This window comes from Falsiroseomonas sp. E2-1-a20, from assembly GCF_051433195.1.
GTDB lineage: Bacteria > Pseudomonadota > Alphaproteobacteria > Acetobacterales > Acetobacteraceae > Falsiroseomonas.
On record NZ_JBHMFT010000049.1, the window covers coordinates 1 to 19,600 of the forward strand.

The window sequence follows — 19,600 nt, forward strand, 5'->3', positions numbered from 1 at the left end:
ATCCTCGGCAAACTGGCCAGACTCCCTGCACCTTCCGTTTGAGTCAGTGCACTAGTGGTGCTGGATCAGATGACCACCGGCAGGCACGATGCCCTCCTAGTCTCCTATCAAGCCCTCTTTCGATCGGACCGGAAGGCTTTCAGACAGTTAGCCACGAGCATGTTCGGAGAGGATGTTGTAGACGAAACCACGATCAAGCGCTTCTCGCGCGAGATGTTCAAGCGGCACCCCGGGACCAGCAACTCAGTCGATCCAAACCGCTGCGTTGGGCTAATTGAGGCAATGCGAGCCGAAGATCTGGACGGGTTCTTAAGTGAGCGTAGTGTGATCCGCGCATCAGACTGTGCTTCGACGCTCAAGGCCTTCCTGCGGGGGGCACTTGCTAACATTGAGGCGCCGATCCGCGCTCTTATTGGCGCGCTTCCCGAGAATCTACGCTGCCATGTCGCAAACTACGGGTTGGATTACGCCACCCGTAGGCGGGCCATGCTGCAGACACGGGGTCCGGATATGCTTGCGCTATCTGCCCTTCTGGACCGGCTGTTTGTAGACCTGCCGGTGGCGGTTTCTGCCCCGGGAGGCGGCGCCCCGATGGCGACGGAACAACCTCGCGGCGCCTAGTGCCGGGCTTGCTTCGGCGCATGCGCGAGATGACGAGCCGTAGCGACGGCGACCGTCGCGGCCCCGCACTCATGGATCTGGCCTGGCGCCTCCCCACGTTGAATGCGGTCGAGCATTTCAGCGCATCGCATAGTCGCGTCCCCCCAGTCCACGGCCCAAGCTGACAAGCCGGTCTGATGATCCACCCGCGTTGAGGTGACGGTGATGCGGGCTGAACAACGAGAACAGGTGGCTACCGGCATGGGTGCCTCTTTGGCTGGTTCGCCCGTACCGTAACAAGAACGATTGTTGGGGCCAAGTTTGGCCGGCGCCAGTCTCTCTGACCCGTTGGACTGGCGGGCTCAGCTAAGGGAGCGTCCGCCTCCTCCCCCTGCGCCTCTCCTTCCGTGCAATGGTGGTTGGAGTCGATCCGGTCAAAGTCGTCTCAGCATCCTGCGCGCAATGTATGGGTCCCTGCCAGAGGCACAGCAATACGGTCGGCGGAGGCGCGATGGTACGCCAGTGCCAGGCGCCCGCCCGATATTACATAATGCCTCGGCCTACGCCGCCACCGCCGCCAGCCGCTCCGGTACCGGCACCTCCCCATCCGGCACGCCCAGCATATCCAGCGCCGCCCGCATGCCACGCGCAGCGGCCATCCCGGCATCCTCGCCCGGCTGAGGCGTCGTCACCGCGGCCAGGACGAGATGCGCCGTGGTCGCCGCAGCGGCGCGCATTCCGGCGTCGAACGCCTCGGCCGGCGGCGGCGGCGTGCCAGGTTGTGATGCTACGCCCGCACGCTGGCGCGGCCTCGGCCGCGCCAAGGCGCACAAGTTGATGTAGATCAACTTTGCCGCCCGGCAGGACCGGCAAGCGCCCGTCCGCCTTTCGGCCTGCGACCACGCGTTCCGTGATGCCGAGGATGCGGGCGAGTTGGCCAGCGGTCGCGCCGGCCGGTATCCCATCATTCACCAAAATCATGGCTATATCTCCCGTCATTCAGAATGATGATGCTACCTAGGGAAGGGGCTGCGCCTAGCGGACTATCGCGCCTCCGCCGACCGTATTGCTGGCAGCGCCAGAGGGACCCGCGACCCAAAGGCTTTGCCTATGCCGCGGCCTGGTAGGCCTTCGCCTCTGCCGCCAGGGCAGCCGCGACCACGGCAGGATCGAGCGACAGGCGCGACGCGAGGCCGGGTGCGGCGACCGTGGCGAAGGACCGGACGGCCACTTCCGCGCGGATAGCCGAGTTCTCCTGGTTACGTGCTGCGGCATGCTGCCTTTCCCGCTCGCGTTGGATCGCCTGCTCGGCCAATGCGAGATCCTGCGATACCGGCCCGCATACCCAGTTCGCCGGCACCGTCACCAGGCTCACCTCATAGGGCGTCCACCGCCGAATGATGCGGATGCCGTTGGCGTCCACTTGCCCAGGGTCATAGCCAAAGCCGACGCTGGCGTTGCGCAGGATGCCATCGGCGACCAGTTCGCGGGCTTCCTCGCCCCGCGCTGTCTTGGCAAACCGCACCACCGCGAAAGCGTGGCGACCATCAATCCAGGCGCCTTCAATGATGCCCAGCAGGCTATCGAGGCTGCGGTAGTGGTCGGCGAGCAGCGGCGCCTTGCCGCTGTTCAGAGTGCTGAGGTCCGCGCCCTCCATGTCCAGCATTGAGGGCTCGTCGTATGATGGCCGGCGGATGAAGGCGGAGGATGCCATGAGGATGACCGCCTTCCTCTTGTCGTTGGGATGCGGACTGATGCCCGCATCCCCGGCCGTCTGAAGTTCGTCGTTCATCAGGCGTTGACCTTCCCCTGGAACTCGAAGGTGCAGTCATCGGTCGGCGGCCAGGCCGAGCCGCGCGCGGCAGGCAGTCGCACGTTGGCGTTGAAGTTCGGGAACAAGTACGGCGCGATCGTCATCGAGGGCTGCGGCGGCATCTGCACGCCCTCCTCCATCATCTGCGCCACGTCGGCCGGGGGCAGAGCGATGAAGGCAGCGTTCGCGGCCTGCGTTGCTTCGGATGCCGCAGTCTCCAGGCGCATGCCGGCCGCGATCTTCTGCGCCAGCTTGGGGTATTCGTCCCGCATGAAGGCCAGGAAGCGGGCAGAGGCGGCCTCAGCGTCCTTTGCGGCAGTGCGGACGCGGGCAAGTACCTCGGCGCGCTCGGCAGCCTCCAGGCGCCCGCGCAGGGCCTCCAGCATGATGCCGGCCCGCTCCGCGTCGGCGCGTGCGGTGGCCAGGTCGCGCTCGGCGCGCTCAAGCTGTGCGGCCTCGCCGTCCAGCATGGTTGCGGCGCGTGTGGCTTCGAGCCCCGCGGCGCGGGCCTTCGCCTCGGCCTGCGCGGCCTCGGCCTCGCCGATTGCGGCACGGATGGAAGCGGCGTCCTGCGCCTTCGGGCGGAGGCCCATGATTGCCTTGATTTTCATGGTCAGATCCTCGTGTCGGTGTTGCGGTTGGCGAAGGGCACGACGCGCAGCCCTTCGGGCAGGTCCATGGCGCTGCGGCCGGCGGCGGCTGCGTTGCGGATGGTGGAGATCGCGCTATCGGTCAGCAGCGCGTGCACCGTCGCTTCGGCGATGGTGGCGCGCATCTCCGCGAGCTGGAGGCGGGCGCGCATGGCCATCGGCGCATCCTTATCGGGCGCCTCGCGGACCACGCGTTCCGCAATCTCTCGGAAGGGGCGCAGCGTTTCTGTCAGATGCGCCAGGGCGGCGTTGAAGCCGGGTTCCATGTCAGGTCTCCGCGCCGCTGGTTGCAGCACGCGGGAGGCGGCGCGCCCCCGGTGCCGGAGGGGACAGAGGCGGTGTGATTTGTCGCCAATGTCGCTATGCGCGCGTCGCGAGGCCCCGAGATCGTCCGAAGGGCGAAAGAGTGTGAGAGAGAGGCTGAAATAGAATTTTGGCTCTCATGCGCGCGCATAGCGACATTGGCGACATTTGCGGTCATCGGGGGCTCTCCTGCCGGTTGCGGCGGGCAGCCTCCGTCACCTCGGCGCGGGCCTGCTTCCTGCGCTCGCGCTCGGCCAGGGCCTCCGCCGCAAGGATCGTGTAGAGCTTCGGGTTTACGGCCCAAGCCGCCGGCTGCCGCGCCGGGTTGGCGGGCACCTCCGGCAGAAGCCACGCCATCGTTTCCAGCGCCTCCATGCATGCCAGCAGTTCCCGCCGGCGCTCCGGGGACCGCAGCGGCTGATAGGCGCGGGTGACGTCACGGAGCGTGATGCGCCCAGTTGCCTGCGCGGCCTCGCTCGCCAGGATATGCCCCGCGATCCACCGCGAGTGACCAGTCTGCGGCGTGAGGAACAGCAGCCCCTCGGCGCGCAGGAGGTGGGGCAGCAGCACGCCGCGCATGAACGCCTCGGCCCGTCGTGCTGTGTCTTCGGACAGCACTTCGGCAACCGGCGCCTGCTCGCCCCGTGCACGAGCATCGGCGATCGTGACTAGGTGGAACGTGAGCGCGATGCGGGCGAACAGACCGCGCCACTTCCCAAAGGCGGCCTTGAGTCGGCTGGACGTGTCCGGCATTCCGACCTGCGCCTTGATGAGCTGGTCGATTGCCAGCCGGTGGTCATGCGCCTTCGCGTGCAGCACCACCGGCCGCCCCTGTGCGCCTGGGAAGCTGCCCGAGGGTCGAAAGGAGGACAGGACGGGGAACAGGGCGTGGTATCGGGCCAGCGCCTTCTGGTCAGGCTCGCGGTCCTCACCGTCCCCCTGCGCGGCCGGCACGACGTAGCAGAACCGCTGCAACAAGCCGTCGTCTGCGGCGTCCCGCGCAATGCGTTGGATCGGTTCTGGTTGAACGCCGCCGAGGACGCAGGCAGACCAATTTGGAATGGCGAAGGTGCCGCGCCCGATGCGGTCGACCACGAACCGCCCGCCGTTGTAGAGGCGCAGGTAGGCGCCCCGGTCGGCACCGCCCTTACCGCCGCCGCGGTAGCTGTCGAAGCTCGCCAGCCATTCCGACAGCTCATCCTGCCGGACCATAACCTTCCCGGCTGGGGCGCGTTGCTTGGCTTCGTCATCGTCGCGCAGGGCCTCGGACAGCGCCTCGACCGTCGTTCCCTCGATCAGGTGGCGGTCTAGCTTCGGCATCGGCGGCCAGGCTTCCGGCGGCGTCTTGTCCGCCTTCGCTGTCGCCACCGCGCTGCGATAGGTCCGCATCGCCTCCGCGTGCCGGTCCCGGGCCTGCGCATCGATTACATCGATCGGCGCTGTCACGGCCTTGATCACCGGCGTTTTCAAGATGGACGGGTCGCCGACGATCGCGCCCCAGATCCGCGCGTTCTCGGTCCATGTCGTGTCGTGGATCTTCGGCTGCAGGCGCCAGTCGTCGGAGATCACGCTGGCGCATGCGACCACTTCGGCCAGTGCCACCGCGGAAGGGTCGACGCCCATTCTGCCGGCGGTATCAAACGCGAAGTCGGCCAGCACGTCCGGTAGATGATGCCGTTGCAGCATCGGCGCCGCGGTCAAATCCACATCTGCGAGGAAGTTGATGGGCTCCGGCCACTCGCCGCCGCTCGCCACCGGCTTACCAGGCTCCGCCGCGGGCCGCTCGCCGATCTTCGCCCGGGCAGTACTGACCGCGCGGGGGATGTCGTCATAGCGGGCCTGCCACCGGCCGGGCTGCGCCGTGCCGTCCTTCAGGTCGCGCTCAGACTCCGGAACTGCCTGCATCAAGCCGCGCAGAACCATGACAGCTTGCCCATCCGGCATGCCGCCCTTGAGGAACCGCATCGCGAGGGCTGTGGTCGCCGCATGGTAGTCCTCAGCACCTCGGATGGCCTGCACCAGCGCCGCCGTATCCCGCGCCTCTCCGGTGCCCTCAGGGGCCGCCCCAGGCCTGTTAGGCGCGGCAGGTAGGCCAGCCACCGCAGCCGCCTCCTGCAACCGCTCTAGGGCCTCCGCCAGGTCGATCTCCCGGTCGGTCAGGTCAACGATGCGGGCCAGCTTCGGCGCGCCTTTGCGGTGCCAGGAGCCGGGCCACCGGATCGGATGGACCATCGGCGCGTTCGTCGGATCCGCACCCACCAGGCGCGCAGCCAGAACGCGCGCCCGCTTGAGCGTGGCATGCTCCTCCTGCGTGCGCGTCGGCTCCGTCAGTCGCCAGTGCAGATGCAGCTTCGGCTCCAACTCGCCGGTGCTGGCGTTCAGCCATTCGCCGCCGCTGGCGACAACCACCGTTGCTGGGCCAAGCAAGGCCACAAGCTGCGCCCGAGCTGCATGGGCTGCCGCGTCGCACTCGACGCTAAGGGTCAGGCCGTTGGCGAGGTCCGCCTCCTTGGCCGTCTCGGCGCTGGTGAACGTCGCCACCGGAGGCGCAAACACGGTCGCATAGCTGGTTGCGCCAGCCTGCGCCGCCATGCGTTCCGCGTCGGCGACCAAGGCGTCCAGGCTTTCGCCGATCTGCGAAACGGCGATGCGATAGGGCGGGCCGTCGTCGTTGTCGCGGAAGGCGCGCAGGCTGGCGTAGGTGCCGGCGTCGGCATAGCGGAACGTCGCATCCACGAACCGCGCGATGGTCGCGGCATCCGGTGCGAGACTATGTGAAGGGGGGGAGGCCGAGATGCTATCCAGCATCCTGCATGCTCCCCTTGGCCTCAACGAAGTATCCCGCCGTCTTCCGTCGATCTGCCGGCGAGCAGGGCGCAAGGCGGTACCTGTCAGTGCCGATGAACAGGCCGGCGGCGTCGTGCACATGCGTGCGGTGGCAATGGGGGCAGCGGAGTTTCACCGTAAGCCCATCGGCGCGCAGCACCGCCTTGACCGTGGGGGCGTTCATGCTGCACCTCGCGAACGCGTTGCCCGCTCGGCGCGGGCGCTGATCTGCCGGTTGAGCCAGGCGGCATCCGCCATCAGTTGGGCGCCGAGGGCGCTGCGGTTCCCGTGGATGCAGCCCTCTGCCGCCCATTGCGTGATGTGCGAAAGCGCCACGAGTTCGGCGAGATCCATGCGCTCGACGCCATCCAAGCCGCGGAAGCCGCGGGAGATAGGGGTGTTGGTGCGAAGCTGCGTTATGCCGCTCATGCCCGCGCCTCCTGCCGTGCCGGCATCAAGTCGCGCAGCAGCATCACCGCATCGGTTTCCAGCATCTCGGCCGCGCCACGGTCGCCGCGGCGACGGGCCTCGGCGGCTGCCTCCAACAGGTCGCGGAGGCGGATGCTTGCGGGTGTCATGTCGGCGGCGATCACTGGAGCACCACCCCGGCCGGCGCCGCTTCGTACGGATGCGAAGTGCCCGGCTTCGGCGCGATGACCAGAGTTGCGACGTGCGGCGCTACTGCCTTCGCCAGCGCGATCCAGTCCGCCAGGTGCACGCTGCACGTCTCGGCGATCAGCACCCGGCCCACGGCGCGGGCCGCTGAGACTGCGGCGGCGTAGTGCAGTTCCTCGCCGCCAGCCCCGTGCAGCATGGTTGCCCGCGACCACCGCAGCAGCCTCCGCGTCTGCGGAAAGTCGTCAGGTCCGGCCGGCTCGGCATGGTCGCCGCCCAGCACCACCACGACGGGGAGCGGATGCTTCATCGGGTCCAGCACCCGGAGCGGAATGCGCCCGCCAGGCGCGACCATCACGAAGGCCAGTTCCTTCGCCATCGCGGCGCGGATCAAGGGAAGCGGATGGGCAGCGCCGGACTGCTGAAGCTTGACGGCAAGTTCGGCGAGCCGGGCAGTATCGTTGATCGTGAAACACGGGTTCATGCGACAGCCTTTCTGAGGCTGCGCGCGATGCTTGAAGGGCGGGCCGGGCTTTGCTATGTGACGAGTGCCGCTCGATCACTTCGCTTTCCGCAGCCCCGCCGGTTCACACCGCGCGGGGTTGTGTGTTTTCAGGCGGCCTTGCGCTCGGGGCGGATCACCGCCGAGGGCTGCGCAGCCAGGAAGGCGCGGACGCTGTTGGCGTCCACGAGAGTGGTGCGACCCAGCTTGATGAACCGGACGGCGCCTTCGCCGGCGAGCCGGTACAGCGAACTGCGCGAGATGCCGAACACGGCAGTGGCGCGGGGCAGCGGGACGGCCTCAGGTGCCACTTCAGAAACCAGCTTCATCCGTTTGTCTCCTTGGTCGTCCCGCCGGGCTGGCGGGGACTTCGTGAGACACTGAATGAAGGCTTGCGCTGCGCCCGTCATTTCCGACAGGTCGCCGAGGTTCCCGAAACAGGGCTAGGCTAGGTCAAAGCCCGGCCAGTCGCACAATCCCATCTGCATCTGCATTTCGATGGCTGGCGCAAGATCCAGGCGAGCAGCCGTTGCTGGACTTGGGATGTAGTAAATGCCCGGCCAACCGTCCTCGGTCGCCGCTGTCTCTACCTCGGCGAAGGCGTCATAGAAGGCTCGCCATTCGCGCATCCCATCGCCATGTCGGCGCGCCGCGATCTTGCACGCCTCAGTTGTGCGCCCGTCAGCCTCTGGGCGTTCGACCTGCCACTCGGCGTAAAGGTCTGGGACCGCGCCCCAGGAGAGTGCTCCATCGTCCGGATCATCCGCATCCGCGTAGTCCTCTGCCATCTCCCGAATGATGCGGACCCATTCACGGCGGCGGCGGCGCTCCAAGGCGTTGCGATGCTGGTCCAGAGGGAAGCGCCCACCCTGTCCTGATGATGGCGCGGACTTCCCGGAGAGGGCCATCTCCGACAGCATCTGCACCTCATAATCAAGGCCTGGAGGCAGGGGCAGGTTCAGTGATCGGCAGAACTCAAGCACATCCAGCAATGCAGCAGAGGCGCCGCTGCTGTAGCAGGAGACTGCATCAACAACGCCATCCGCAATGCGCTGCGCACCGCGCCGGCGCTGGGGCTCAGGCTTGCGCGGGTACTGTTCAGTCAGCGCGCGGAGCGCGGCGGCCGCTGCGGCCAGCCGCCATTCTTCATAGTACCCGCTCATCATCGCGCCTCCGCGCGCTCCGCAGTTGTAGTCGGCGGGGGCAGCGCGGGCGGAGGAGCCGCGCGAGAGGAGGGCCATCCCGCCCCCGCCAGTTAGCATCCTACCGTGTTCCGCGCCGTTCCCCCAACGAAACCGGCGCAGGCCGGTCGGTCGAGGATCTTCGGACGGCGCCGGGCCGCCGCGCCACGGCAGCGGACCAGGCAGGGCAAAGCCGCACGGGATCATCACTGCACCTCGGCGCCGCTGGCCCGCTTTCCACGCCGCACCGGGACGAACGGCGCCAGTGCCACGCGCGTGCCGCCGAGGACCGGGCATTTCACGGCGAGGCCACCCTTGGAGGCCGCGCGATCGCAGCCGGCCACGAGGGGGCAGCCGGCGCGGGTGCACGGGATCGGCTTGAGGTCTGCCCAGCCGCCCGGGTAACGCTGCACCCACTGCGCCGGGCTCATCTGACCACCCTCGGCGAGGCGTCAGGACGTTCCAGCACGGCGCGGGCGTAGCCCATCGCGGCACCCCGCCGGGCCGGCGTAGCGGCACGCCAGGCGAGCAGCGCCTCCCGTTCGGCATCGTCGCGGATGCGCCGCTCAGCGCCGGCCGCCGGCCATGTGACGACCACGCGCCGCAGTACCTTCGGAAAGGGCACAACGTTGCTGCGGGTCTCGGTCATGCCGCACCGCCTGTGCCGAACAGCCGCGCCAGGTCGTGCACTACGTCGCGCGCCCAGTCGCCGGCCGGGCTGCTCTGCCACGAACCGGTGTCCTCCGGCTCCTGTCCGGCCAGGGCGATCGCCGTCTGCGCCTTCGCCACCACGCCCGCCAGCGTTTGCGGCGGCAGGTCGTCAATGGCGTCCTCCACGTCGCGCATGCGGGCGTAGAAGGCATTGCCATCCGTCTCACTCATGTCGACGGTGTTGTAGTGGTGGCACATGGCAACGTAGACGCCGCAGAGGCGGATCATCTCGTCATCCGGGCCGGGGTGCCCGCCGCCGGCCGCCGTGGCGGGGTTGGCGAGTTGCCGCATCAGCGCAGCGGGCGGTGTGGCGTCGGCCAGCGTTACCGGAGCCGCCGCGGTAGGGATTGCGGCTAGTGCGGCGGCGGCTCCGAGTAGGGCGCGCCGTGAGGCGCGCGGCGTGGTAGGATTTGAGGTAGCCATAATGCGATCTCCCGTGGTCGCGTTGCGGTCAGGCCGGGCGTGGGTGCTCGTAACACCCCGTCCGGCCGCATTCCTTGCGGAATGGCAGGATACATGTCATCTTGTTGGCATGCCCGCAAGCCAAAATGACATGCCACATGCCATTTCCCCCGCTCAGGTTCGTGCCGCGCGAGCCTTGGTTGGGTGGACGCGAGACCACCTTGCCGACGCGAGTTCCGTTCCAGTCAGGACGGTCGCGCGCCTAGAGCAGGCGGAGGGGTCGCCGCAGCGGCGGACCCTCGCGGCAATCCGCTGCGCCCTAGAGGCGGCCGGCGTGGAATTCATCGCGGAAAACGGGGGCGGGGCAGGGGTGCGGCTACGAAAATCGGCTGCTGGCTGAACCTGCCTGTTAAAACACGGTCGCCAGATCGGCCGCCGCCGGCAGGTCCGCGCGACCCAGGTCCAGTGACTGCTCAGGGCAGGCAAGCTCGGACACCTCAGAATCGGATCAGCCTTCCGGTTCGGCAGGCGGACGTGGATGCGTTCGAGACGGCGATGGGCATGCGCCGAAGGCGGCGACCAGCAAGTGTGGCCCCTGACGGCGCCAGCCCCTCCGCCGCCGAAAGGCGTGCACTACAATCGGATGAACCATCCAGTGCGGCGGCCCCTCGGCTTCCCCGATGCCTTGTCATGTCTGAAGCCGAGGCGGAGCAATTGCTGCGTTCGCCCGCCGCGGTGCCATCGCGATCTCGCCGCGGCTTGCCGCGGCACCTCGCCGTCGGGCGCATGGTGCGGATCCCGCAGTCGACTGATCTTGAGGTTGAGGCCGGGGGGCGCCCCATGGCTAGCCTTCTTGATGGAGACCTCTCCAGACTCTGATTAACAGCTTGCGTGGCTGGGCATCTGCATGCTCGCATCCCCGTCGAGACCGGTTGAGGATGATCGGGTATGCAAGTGCTCCATACGCTGCTGAAAATTTTCGCTGTTTCCCTCATCCTCCTACCACAAGAGGCGGATGCGCAATCAACACAGGCGCCGGCGCCGCAGAACCCGAATGCGGCGGATCTTTCTAGCCGAGGCGCCCAGCGCCTGCATCGTCTAATCGAAGAAGAGCGTGCCCTACTGACCTCTCTTGGCTTGAGCCCAATTACGGTATCGGGCGGACAGCAAGTCGGGGACGTGTATCACCCGCAGACGGGAATACTGATCGCGGCTCCCACAGATTGCTTTCCTAACTTGTCTCCCATCCGGACTCCGGCCCAATTGCCTTCGGTAACCTTTTCATCAGATCAGGCGCTTGGAGCAACACTGGGGGTTGCTGGTGTCGCAGAGGGGCGCGGTGCCGGAAACCGACGAGATCGATTTGAATTACTTTTTCGAGACGTCGAGACCGTTAGAGCGTCCATGCTTCAACTGCGGCGCTCCCTGACAGCAGATCCCAACTGTCAGCCTCTCAAGCCGTTTTTTGAGGCGATTCCGTTTACTGGAAATGTGGTCATCGCTTCAGCCCCGAGACCAGCCCCTATCGTAATTGGTGCGGTGTATCATGCGCGACGGGTTATTCGCGTAACAACAGATCAGCGTCTTGAGGGAGAGGCAAAATTATCCTGGGCCAATGATTTTCTGCGGCGCATGGGCTTATCTGGATTATTCAATATAGAAGGCACGGGTAGCACTGGCCAGTCCAGCACTGTAGAATTGGTTGGAGAATCAGTTATTCCTGTAGCGTACAGCGCAGTTTTCATTGAGTCGCAGGTCAGAATTACAATAAACAGCCCAGCACCCCCTCCAAATCGAGTCGAGCCTGGCGGCATATCAATCCATGTTCCTCCTACCATTCAGTCTACACAAACCAATCCGGACCTCAGAGTAACGCTGCTGGAGCCACTAAACGACCCTGATCACCCAGCAACTGTTGGACTTGCACAGCAAGCGTTTAACTCGCTTTCCAGTCGGCAATATATTGGGTATCCCAATTTCTTCGATCCGAAGTTGAATTTGCGCGGTAGATTTTCTAACAATCCTTCGCCTCAATGGCTTCTTCAGCCTCAGCCACAGACATTTGATTTAGTTCCATACGTGCCATTTGAGCAACCGATTGCTCCACCTAGGTAGCAGTTTGGTCTGGGATAGGACCGGTTGGAGTGCGAACTGGGTGGCGGCTGCACCTGAGTGGACTGCGTCATAAGTTGTGGTGCCGCCGGTGCGGTGAGCCGCCGATTGTCCGCGCAAGCCCGTAACTGCAACGCGCGCGCCAGCCCAGCTATGCCGCCCCCGATCTGGCGTTCATCTGCTGAAAATCACGACGCATGGCAGCCACTTTTGCTTGCAGGCGGTCCAGCCCCCCCCATCAGCGTCTGCGTCTGGCGCCCGGCCTTATTTGCCGAGTTGGTCAATGCATCCGAGCCCAGCGCGCCGACGCTCCCAAGAGCATCAATCACTCGCCTTTTCGCCGCCGCGAAGCCAAGCCCAGTGCTGTTCACCTCGCGCGAGAGGTTCAGGTACGTCCAGGCGCCGTGGATCTCGCGCCGCTGTACACTGTCGCCTTTCTAGCCCGCGACGAAGCGCTGCGCCTGCCCTGCGCCTGCCGCGTCCGGACCATCGCGCGCCGGGATCTCGTGCGGCTGGTAGGTAACGGCGAGCGCCTGCACCTGATGGGGCTACGGCGCGAGCTGTGGTGCTCGCGATGCGGCGAACCGCCCATGCTTGGATCGCTGGTCCGCCCGCGCCCCTAGCTGCCGTGGGTTGATGGAGCCGGGAAAAGCCCTGCTACGCTGCCAACCGCGGCCGGGTGTTGAGTTGCTGCTGCTCACGGCGGAGGGCGTTCACCTCGGCCCGCAGCGCCTGCAACTCGCCGACCAGCGTCTGCGTCTGCGTCTGCCGGCCGGCTTCGTTCGCCGAATTGGTCAACGCGTCCGATCCCAGCCCGCCGACCTGTTCCAGCGCCGAGATCACCCGGCCCTCGTCACGCGCGAACCCAACGCCCGTGCCGTTCACGTCGCGCGAGGCGGACAGGAACGTGCCGGCGCTGTCCCGCAGCCGCGACAAAGCCTGGAAGTCGCCGCCGAGCGCGCCGGACAGGTCGCCCGTGAACTGCGCATCCGCCGCCGACAGCCGCGATAGCGGGTTGCCGGAATTAGACCCGTCGGTGCGCAGCCCGCGCGCGAAGTCGCCCAGCCCGCCGATGACGCCGGATGCCTGGCGCGCGGCCTGGGCATTCGCGCTGTTGATGATCTCCTGCCGCTGCTGCGCCTGCGTCGCCGTCAGCAGTGCGGTGAAGCCGGCCGTCACCTCCGCGCTGGCGCCAAGTTGCTCAAGCTGTTCCTGCAAGTCGCGGAGGTTGTTCCGCGCCTGCACGTCAAACAGCAGTTGATCGGCTTCCTCGCCCATGCCGATGCTGCGGTAATAGTCCGCCCGCACGCGATCCGTGATATCGAAAAGCTGCCGGTCGCGGGCAGCAACCAGCGCGTCAATCTGCTCATTCTGCCGCGCCGTCAGATCTGCCAGCGACAGGCCAAGCCGATCCGCTTCCTCAACCACCGGCCCGAACACGCCGAGGATGCTTTGCATGCCCGCCTCGAAAGCGGACAGCGGCTCCACCAACTTGCCGAGCGGCTCGTAAATCTGCGTCACGAACTGCGCGATCTGCACCGCTTCTTCAAACTGCGCGCTCGGCCTGTTGCCCAGCGCGCGGGTCACGTTGGCGTTGTCGCTGGCGAACCGGAAGTTGCCCAGTGCCTCCGCGAAGTTGGCCGCCTGCGGCACGCCGTTGTTCGCGCCGATGGTGATGAAACCCTGCTGCACCCGCAGCCCGGCTGCCTGCATGATGAGGTTCGCGTTGGCGACGGCTTGCTGCGCCTGCGTCACCACCTCCACCGCCTGCGACGGATCGCCAGTGTAGGCCCAGTCGGACATCTCGAACTGGCCGGAGCCGGACGCGCGGAGATCCACGCCGAAAGCGTTGGTCTTCGCGCCGGGGCCAATCAAGCCGCCGGCCGCGCCGCCGATCAATCCACCGACCGCCATGCCTACCGGGCCAAAGAATGCCCCGACGCCGGTACCGATGACGGATCCAATCTGCGCATTTTGCTGGCGCGCCTGGCTGTCGCCGGCGAGGTAGCCGCCGACCATGCTGCCGCCGCCGATGCCGATGGCCGCGCCGCCCAAGTAGGCACCCCATGAACTGCCGACCGTCAGGCCCATGCTCGACGGGGCAGCCTCGGCAAACATTCCCGGCGCAGCCATCTCCGCCGCGCTCAAGCCGCCCGAGCCGAACACCTGCGATGCCAGGAAGGTGCGCGCGCTGCCGAACGCATCGGTCGGTAGGTAGTTGGACAGGCCCGAATACTGGCCGAGGCTGCTCATGAGCGAGCCTTGCCCCGAGGTCGCTCCGGTGTAGCCGATCGCCTGCGCCCCGAGGCGGATGGTCGGCTGAAATACAAGATTTGACAGCGCCTGCGCGGCGGCGCGGCGAAGGATTGAGCCGAACCCCAAAGCCAAACTTTCGAGTGGGCTCTTGCCTTGTTCGGCGCCCTCTTCCAGCGCTCTGAACGTCGTGTCCGACAGCGCATCGCCGAAGGACGAAACTGTGCTGTCGAATCGGCGCATGTTGGCTTCGGCTAGCCTGTCGTCCCGCTGCTGTTGTTGCTGTGCGGCGCGTTCAAGAGCCTGTTCGCGCCGGGTCGCCTCCGCCTGTACCGCGTTCTGCACGCGCTGCGACTGGCGCTCCGCGATCGCGTCCTGTTCGCGCTCCACGCGGCGAGCCGAGGCGATACCTTCGCGCTCCGCCCGGCTGCGGGCCTGTTCCGCCTCGCGCTCGCGGCGCCGCGTCTCAGCCTCGTTCTCGCTCTGCCCCGGCCCGTACTGGTCGCCGCCGCCGGTCACGGCCCGAAGCCGCGACATTTCCAGATCCAGCGCCGCGATGCGTGCGGAAATCTGCTCTGCCTGCTGCGCGATCCGCTCGCGCTCGGCGCGCACCACCGGATTGTCGTTGGTGCCGCCGCCGCCGATCCTGCCGTTGATGAAGGCCCGGTTCTCTTCGGCCTGCGTGGCGCCCTGGTTCAGCGCCCGCAGCGCCGCCCGCTCGGCCGTGATGCGTTCTTCGAGCCCAGCCGCCGCGGCGGCGATGCGCGCCTGCTGGAGCCGGTTCGCCTTGCTGATGGCGTCTTCGTAAATCTCGTTGCTGGCGCTGATCGCCTCTTGCAGCTTCTTTTCTGCCTCGGAGACGCCCTCGATCTTGCTGCCGAGGTCCAGGAACTGCGAGCCCAGCAGCGCCACCGTCACAACGGCGCCGGCAATCGCGCCGCCCGCGCCGAAGATGCCCGCGAATTGTGCAAACTGCACCGCAAACGCCGTCATGGCGTTCTGGCCCATCGCAACCTGGGTTGCGAAGTCCTGAACCTGAAAACCCGCCTGGCCCAAGGCGTGCCCGTAGTTGCGCGCGCCGGTCGCAGCAGCAGTGGACGCTGCCACGTTCGCAGTCATCGTCGTGGTGGCGCGCGCATGCGCAAGCGCGGCTATCTCCAGCAACTGGTTGCGCCGTTCCAGCGTGCCGATGCCAGCAGCCTCGGCCTGCTTCACCCGGTCCACGACGTTCGCATAACGGACGGTCGCGGCGTAGTTGCTGTCGACCGACCGTTGCAGCTTTTCCCACGCGGCCGTCTGCGACGTGGACGGCGCCGCCGCCTCGCCGGCCTGCTGCCCCGCCCGCCCGAACGCCTCCAGCTTAGCGCGGGCCTCCTCCGCGCCCTCGATCGCAAGCCGGACGCTGATCTGACGTGCAGCCATCTCAGCCCCTCACGTTCTGGCGGAAGGTGGCGCGGGGGGGGCGGGCGAACAGCGCTCGCAGGCTGTCTGCCAGGACCAGCGTTCGGGGTCCGACCTTGACCGCTTCCACATCGCCCATTGCGAGGCGGCGGTAGATCTCAGTCCGCGATAGGCCGGAGAGGGCGACAGCGCGCGAGATGGGGAAGGCCAGAGCCTCGGCTCCACTCGCATCGGGGTAGGCGTCAGAGGTGTTCCGCATGTCGTCTCCGGCCACACGCGGACACCCACGTGCACAGCAGGACTATAGCATACTGCGCCAGTATTCGGAACAACCATCGTCCATTGTGCAAGAATCGATCAAATCATCCGCCACGTGTCCCTGGTTATTCCATAGTGTTCCCAGCTGTTGTACTTGGTGGTTCGCGTCGAAGGCCGATGCCTCATGCGGCAGTCAATTCGACGATGCTGCGACACCGATCGGCACTACGACTGGTGCGGTCTTTTCCGGCCGGGTGCAGAACCGCCCCCACGCCTCCATCAACTGAGCACGCTTCGCCAGCAGGTCGCCGCGTTGGTACGCTGCCTCGACTTGATTGCGCACCGCGTGCGCCAGCGCCGCCTCCGCCACCTCGCGGGGGAAGTTGCTTCGCTCCGCTGCCCAATCGCGGAACGTGCTGCGGAAGCCATGCACGGTGATGTCGGTCCGCTTCAGCCTGCCCAGCAGCACCGCGCATGCCCTGGTGGACAGCGGCTTCTTGCCGCGTGGGCTGGGAAAGACGTAGGCGCCCTGCCCGCCGGGTTGCGCGCGCATCCGCTCCAGCAGCGCTACTGCCGGCGCAGACAACGGCACCCGGTGCTCCTTCCCGCCTTTCATCCGCTCGGCTGGAATGGTCCAGACCCGGTTGGCAAGGTCGATCTCTGACCATCGCGCAGCGGTCGCCTCCTGCGTACGGACTGCGGTGAGGATCAGCAACTCCAGCGCACGCGCCGCCAAGTCCGGCGAGGCCTTCAGCCGCTCAACAAATGCCGCCACCTCCGACCAAGGCAGCGCGGGATGGTGCTTGATCTTGGCAATCCGGCTGCGCCGCGGCAGCAACTTGGCGAGGTGCCCGCGCCACCGGGCGGGGTTTTCTCCGGCGCGCCATTCGCGAGCCTTGGCAAAGTCCAGGACAGCCTCCAGCCGGCCGCGCAGCACCGTCGCCGTCATGGACTTCTCATGCCACACGGGTTCCAGGGCCTTCAGCACCTCGGCGGTGCCCACCCGGTCAACCGCCACGTCTCCGAACACCGGGTAGACGTAGGCCTCCATCTGCGTGACCCACTGCACCCGGTGCTTCTCGCTCCGCCAAGCGGCCTGATGCGCGGCGTGGAAGCGCTCGGCGACTTCCTTGAAGGTGAAGCGGCTGGCGCTGGCCTCGGCTGCCTTTTCGGCGCGTCGCTTCTCCAGCGGGTCCAGGCCTTGCCTGAGCGTCTTGCGGATCGCCGCCGCCTCACCCCGCGCGTCGGCCAGTGACACGTCTGGATATGCCCCTAGGCCCATCTGCCGGGCACGTCCGTGGCGGGTGTAGCGGAACAGCCAGGACCGCTGCGACGCGTCGCGGACCTGTAGCCAGAGGCCGTCCCCGTCGCTGTAGCGGCCGGGTGCGGTGAGGGCCTTGGCCTTCAGAGCCGTCAACTTGCCTGCCATTCGATCGCTCCAGCCCACAAGGCCCAGCCCACAAGCCAGCCCACACGGCTGCACAAAATTACTGGGGATGGTCCGGGACAGCAATGGACGAATGCCCCCTAACTTGTTGAGGCAGATGAACAACTTCCGGACGGCGAGGGATGGCCGGGAACGATAATTCGGCTATGACAGCTTCAGCGCCGGCGCCCGCCCGCCGCCGCTGATCGGCGCCCTGCCCGACACCTACCTGATCGGCCGCGACGACGAGCTTGTCCTGGCGCTGCGCGGCCGCACCCGCGCCACGCTGAACCTGCGGGTGCAGCGCGACGGCAGCATCCTGACCCCCGACCTGCCACCCATCCCCGCCGCCGGCCGCACCCTCGGCGAGTTGCGCGCCGACCTCGCCGCCCGCGTCGCGCGCGACATGCCGGGCAGCGATGTCTTCGTCTCGATCGGCCAGGTGCGGCAGATCTCGGTCTTCGTGGCCGGGGAGGTGCAGCGCCCCGGCATGCAGACGCTGACGGCGCTGGGCTCCGTGCTCGATGCGCTGATGCAGGCCGGCGGGCCGCGCCGCACCGGCAGCCTGCGCGGCATCCGCGTCGAAGGCCCGCACGGTGGCCGCACCGTCGACCTCTACGCCGTCATCACCGGGGAAGGCGGCGCCGTGGACCTGACGCTGCGGGAGGGCGAGCGCATCCTGGTGCCGCCGCTCGGCAGCGTCGTCGCCATCGCCGGCGAGGTGACGCGGCCCGGCATCTACGAACTGCCGGCCCGCAGCAGCGCCGCGCCGCTGTCCGCCGTGCTGCGCCTGGCCGGCGACCCGCTGCGCCCGGCCGGCAACCGCTTCCTGGTGCAGGGAACCGATGCCGGCGGCCGCCGCAGCTTCGCCGAGATCGGCCCGCGCGACGCGGTGCGGCGCGGCGACAGCGTGCTGGTGCAGCCGGGCGCCGATGTCATCGCCAACCAGATGCGCCTCGCGGGCCACGTCACCGCGCCGGTCACCCGCGCCGTCGGCCGCGGCGGCGCGACGCTGCGCTCGCTGCTGTCCGACCCCCGCCTGGTGCGGCCGGACCCCTATCCACGACTGGCGGTGATCCTGCGGCTGGACCCGGCGACACGCGGCCGCAGCTTCGTCCCCTTCGACCTGGCGCGCATCCTGCAAGGCGCCGCGGACCTTCCCCTGGCCGAGGGCGACGAGTTGATCGTGCTCGGCAATGCCGACATCGCCTGGCTGGCCAGCCCGCCGGCGCAACGCGCGCTGCGCGGCGAAACCCCCGGCGCCGAGGCCTGCCCGGCGCTGAGCCAGCTCGCCATCGCCGCCCGCAGCGCGCCGGCCCGCTTCGCCCATGTCCGCGGCGCCGGCTTCCCCGACATCGGCGCACCGCTCTGCCCGCAGGTGTTCCTCGACTACCCGCCGCTGCTCGGCTTCCTGCTCGATTCGGCCGTGCTGCTGAGCGGGGAGGTGCGCCAGCCCGGGCTGTTCCCGCTGCTCGACGACACCGGGCTGGACCTGCTGCTGGCCGCGGCCGGTGGCGCGACGGAAGGCGCCGACCTGTCCGCGGTGGAGCTGGCGCGGGAGCCGCTGGACCAGTCCGGCGCGCAGCCGCTGTCGCGCCTGCTGCTCGACCTGCGGTCGCGCAACTTCCGCGCGGTGCGGCTTTCGCCGCGCGACGTGCTGCGGGTGCCGCGCGGCTTCAGCGACCGCGAAAGCGGGCCGGTGCGGCTGGTGGGGGAGGCGCTGCGCCCCGGCAGCTACGACATCCGCCGTGGCGAGCGGCTTTCGGAACTGCTGGCCCGCGCCGGCGGCCTGACGCCGCAGGCCTACCCCTACGGCACCGTCTTCACCCGCGACAGCGTCCGCATCCGCCAGCAGGAAGGCTTCGCGCGGACGGCGCGGGACCTGGAGGCGTCACTGATCCAGGTGGCGGCGGGGCAGGCGGTGGCGGGGGCGCGGGGCGGCGGCGTCGATGTCGGCAGCGCCATCACCGCCGGGCGGCAACTGGCCGACGCGCTGCGCCAGGCGCAGGCGGCCGGGCGGATGGTGGTGGAGGCCGACCCGGTGCAGCTTGCCGCGCATCCGGAACGCGACGTGCTGCTGGAGCCGGGCGACCTGATCGTCATCCCGAAGCGCCCGAACGAGGTCACCGTCGTCGGCGCCGTGCTGAACCCCGGCAGCCTGCAATTCCGCAGCGGCTGGCGCGCCAACGATTACGCCCGCGCCGCCGGTGGCCCGCAGCGCTTCGCCGATGCCGCGCGCGCCTTCGTCGTGCTGCCGAACGGCCAGGCGGCGCCCGCGGGCCTGTCCGGCTGGCAGGCCGGCGGCCCGCCGATTCCGCCCGGCAGCCTGGTGGTGGTGCCGCAGGACCCCTCTCCCTTCGAAACCTGGGGCTTCATCCGCGACCTGACCCAGGTGCTGAGCCAGGTGACGATCTCCTCCGCCGCGCTGGCGGTGATCGCGCGGGAGCTGCGTTGAGGGAGGGGGGCGCGGGTTGTTCGGGGGGGGGGGACCCCCCCCCCCCCCCCCAGGGGAAAAAGGCTCCCCCAAACCCCCCCCCCCCCCCCGAA

Annotated in this window: 18 protein-coding genes; 3 read left to right on the forward strand and 15 right to left on the reverse strand. The window is 68.0% G+C overall.

The window, feature by feature from the left end:
- The first annotated feature begins 69 nt into the window (after positions 1-69).
- Positions 70-621, forward strand: coding sequence for a hypothetical protein (locus tag ACFHPP_RS27240; RefSeq protein ID WP_437166385.1), 552 nt, complete (start codon positions 70-72; stop codon positions 619-621).
- Between the two features lie 539 nt (positions 622-1,160).
- On the opposite strand, the gene ACFHPP_RS27245 is transcribed toward ACFHPP_RS27240, so the two are convergent.
- The 13 genes from ACFHPP_RS27245 to ACFHPP_RS27305 form a co-directional block, all read right to left on the reverse strand.
- The gene (locus ACFHPP_RS27245; protein WP_437166386.1) at positions 1,161-1,337 is read right to left on the reverse strand and encodes a hypothetical protein; all 177 of its coding nucleotides are present in this window, start codon (positions 1,335-1,337) and stop codon (positions 1,161-1,163) included.
- A gap of 371 nt (positions 1,338-1,708) precedes the next feature.
- The gene (locus ACFHPP_RS27250) at positions 1,709-2,392 is read right to left on the reverse strand and encodes a hypothetical protein (RefSeq protein ID WP_437166387.1); all 684 of its coding nucleotides are present in this window, start codon (positions 2,390-2,392) and stop codon (positions 1,709-1,711) included.
- Positions 2,392-3,024, reverse strand: a complete 633-nt coding sequence (locus tag ACFHPP_RS27255; protein ID WP_437166388.1) for a hypothetical protein — start codon at positions 3,022-3,024, stop codon at positions 2,392-2,394. The genes ACFHPP_RS27250 and ACFHPP_RS27255 overlap by 1 nt, the downstream gene beginning before the upstream one ends.
- 2 nt (positions 3,025-3,026) lie before the next feature.
- Positions 3,027-3,329, reverse strand: a complete 303-nt coding sequence (locus ACFHPP_RS27260; protein WP_437166389.1) for a hypothetical protein — start codon at positions 3,327-3,329, stop codon at positions 3,027-3,029.
- 211 nt (positions 3,330-3,540) lie between these two features.
- A complete protein-coding gene (locus tag ACFHPP_RS27265) occupies positions 3,541-6,174 on the reverse strand; it encodes a DUF3987 domain-containing protein (protein WP_437166390.1) in 2,634 nt (877 codons plus the stop codon).
- 198 nt (positions 6,175-6,372) lie between these two features.
- Positions 6,373-6,621 carry a hypothetical protein gene (locus tag ACFHPP_RS27270; protein WP_437166391.1) on the reverse strand — a complete coding sequence of 83 codons (249 nt, stop codon included), beginning with the start codon at positions 6,619-6,621 and terminating at the stop codon, positions 6,373-6,375.
- Entirely contained in the window at positions 6,618-6,770 is a 153-nt protein-coding gene (locus tag ACFHPP_RS27275) for a hypothetical protein (protein ID WP_437166392.1), read from the reverse strand. The genes ACFHPP_RS27270 and ACFHPP_RS27275 overlap by 4 nt, the downstream gene beginning before the upstream one ends.
- An 11-nt stretch (positions 6,771-6,781) precedes the next feature.
- Positions 6,782-7,291 (reverse strand): hypothetical protein, encoded by a 510-nt coding sequence (locus tag ACFHPP_RS27280; RefSeq protein ID WP_437166393.1) that lies wholly within the window; start codon positions 7,289-7,291, stop codon positions 6,782-6,784.
- A 128-nt stretch (positions 7,292-7,419) separates the two neighbouring features.
- Entirely contained in the window at positions 7,420-7,638 is a 219-nt protein-coding gene (locus tag ACFHPP_RS27285) for a helix-turn-helix transcriptional regulator (protein ID WP_437166394.1), read from the reverse strand.
- 114 nt (positions 7,639-7,752) lie between these two features.
- Complete coding sequence (locus ACFHPP_RS27290; RefSeq protein WP_437166395.1) at positions 7,753-8,475, reverse strand: hypothetical protein; 723 nt, start codon at positions 8,473-8,475, stop codon at positions 7,753-7,755.
- Between the two features lie 221 nt (positions 8,476-8,696).
- On the reverse strand, positions 8,697-8,921 hold the full coding sequence (locus ACFHPP_RS27295; RefSeq protein WP_437166396.1) for a hypothetical protein: 225 nt from the start codon (positions 8,919-8,921) through the stop codon (positions 8,697-8,699).
- The gene (locus ACFHPP_RS27300) at positions 8,918-9,139 is read right to left on the reverse strand and encodes a hypothetical protein (protein ID WP_437166397.1); all 222 of its coding nucleotides are present in this window, start codon (positions 9,137-9,139) and stop codon (positions 8,918-8,920) included. Before ACFHPP_RS27300 ends, ACFHPP_RS27295 begins: the two co-directional genes overlap by 4 nt.
- On the reverse strand, positions 9,136-9,492 hold the full coding sequence (locus ACFHPP_RS27305; RefSeq protein ID WP_437166398.1) for a hypothetical protein: 357 nt from the start codon (positions 9,490-9,492) through the stop codon (positions 9,136-9,138). Before ACFHPP_RS27305 ends, ACFHPP_RS27300 begins: the two co-directional genes overlap by 4 nt.
- Before the next feature lie 1,059 nt (positions 9,493-10,551).
- Between ACFHPP_RS27305 and ACFHPP_RS27310 the strand changes: the two genes are divergently transcribed.
- A complete protein-coding gene (locus ACFHPP_RS27310; protein ID WP_437166399.1) occupies positions 10,552-11,718 on the forward strand; it encodes a hypothetical protein in 1,167 nt (388 codons plus the stop codon).
- A gap of 654 nt (positions 11,719-12,372) precedes the next feature.
- On the opposite strand, the gene ACFHPP_RS27315 is transcribed toward ACFHPP_RS27310, so the two are convergent.
- Both ACFHPP_RS27315 and ACFHPP_RS27320 read right to left on the reverse strand, forming a co-directional pair.
- Positions 12,373-15,390 (reverse strand): hypothetical protein, encoded by a 3,018-nt coding sequence (locus ACFHPP_RS27315; protein ID WP_437166400.1) that lies wholly within the window; start codon positions 15,388-15,390, stop codon positions 12,373-12,375.
- Between the two features lie 430 nt (positions 15,391-15,820).
- Complete coding sequence (locus ACFHPP_RS27320) at positions 15,821-17,056, reverse strand: tyrosine-type recombinase/integrase (protein WP_437166401.1); 1,236 nt, start codon at positions 17,054-17,056, stop codon at positions 15,821-15,823.
- A gap of 226 nt (positions 17,057-17,282) precedes the next feature.
- Between ACFHPP_RS27320 and ACFHPP_RS27325 the strand changes: the two genes are divergently transcribed.
- Complete coding sequence (locus tag ACFHPP_RS27325; RefSeq protein ID WP_437166402.1) at positions 17,283-19,508, forward strand: SLBB domain-containing protein; 2,226 nt, start codon at positions 17,283-17,285, stop codon at positions 19,506-19,508.
- Positions 19,509-19,600: the final 92 nt, after the last annotated feature.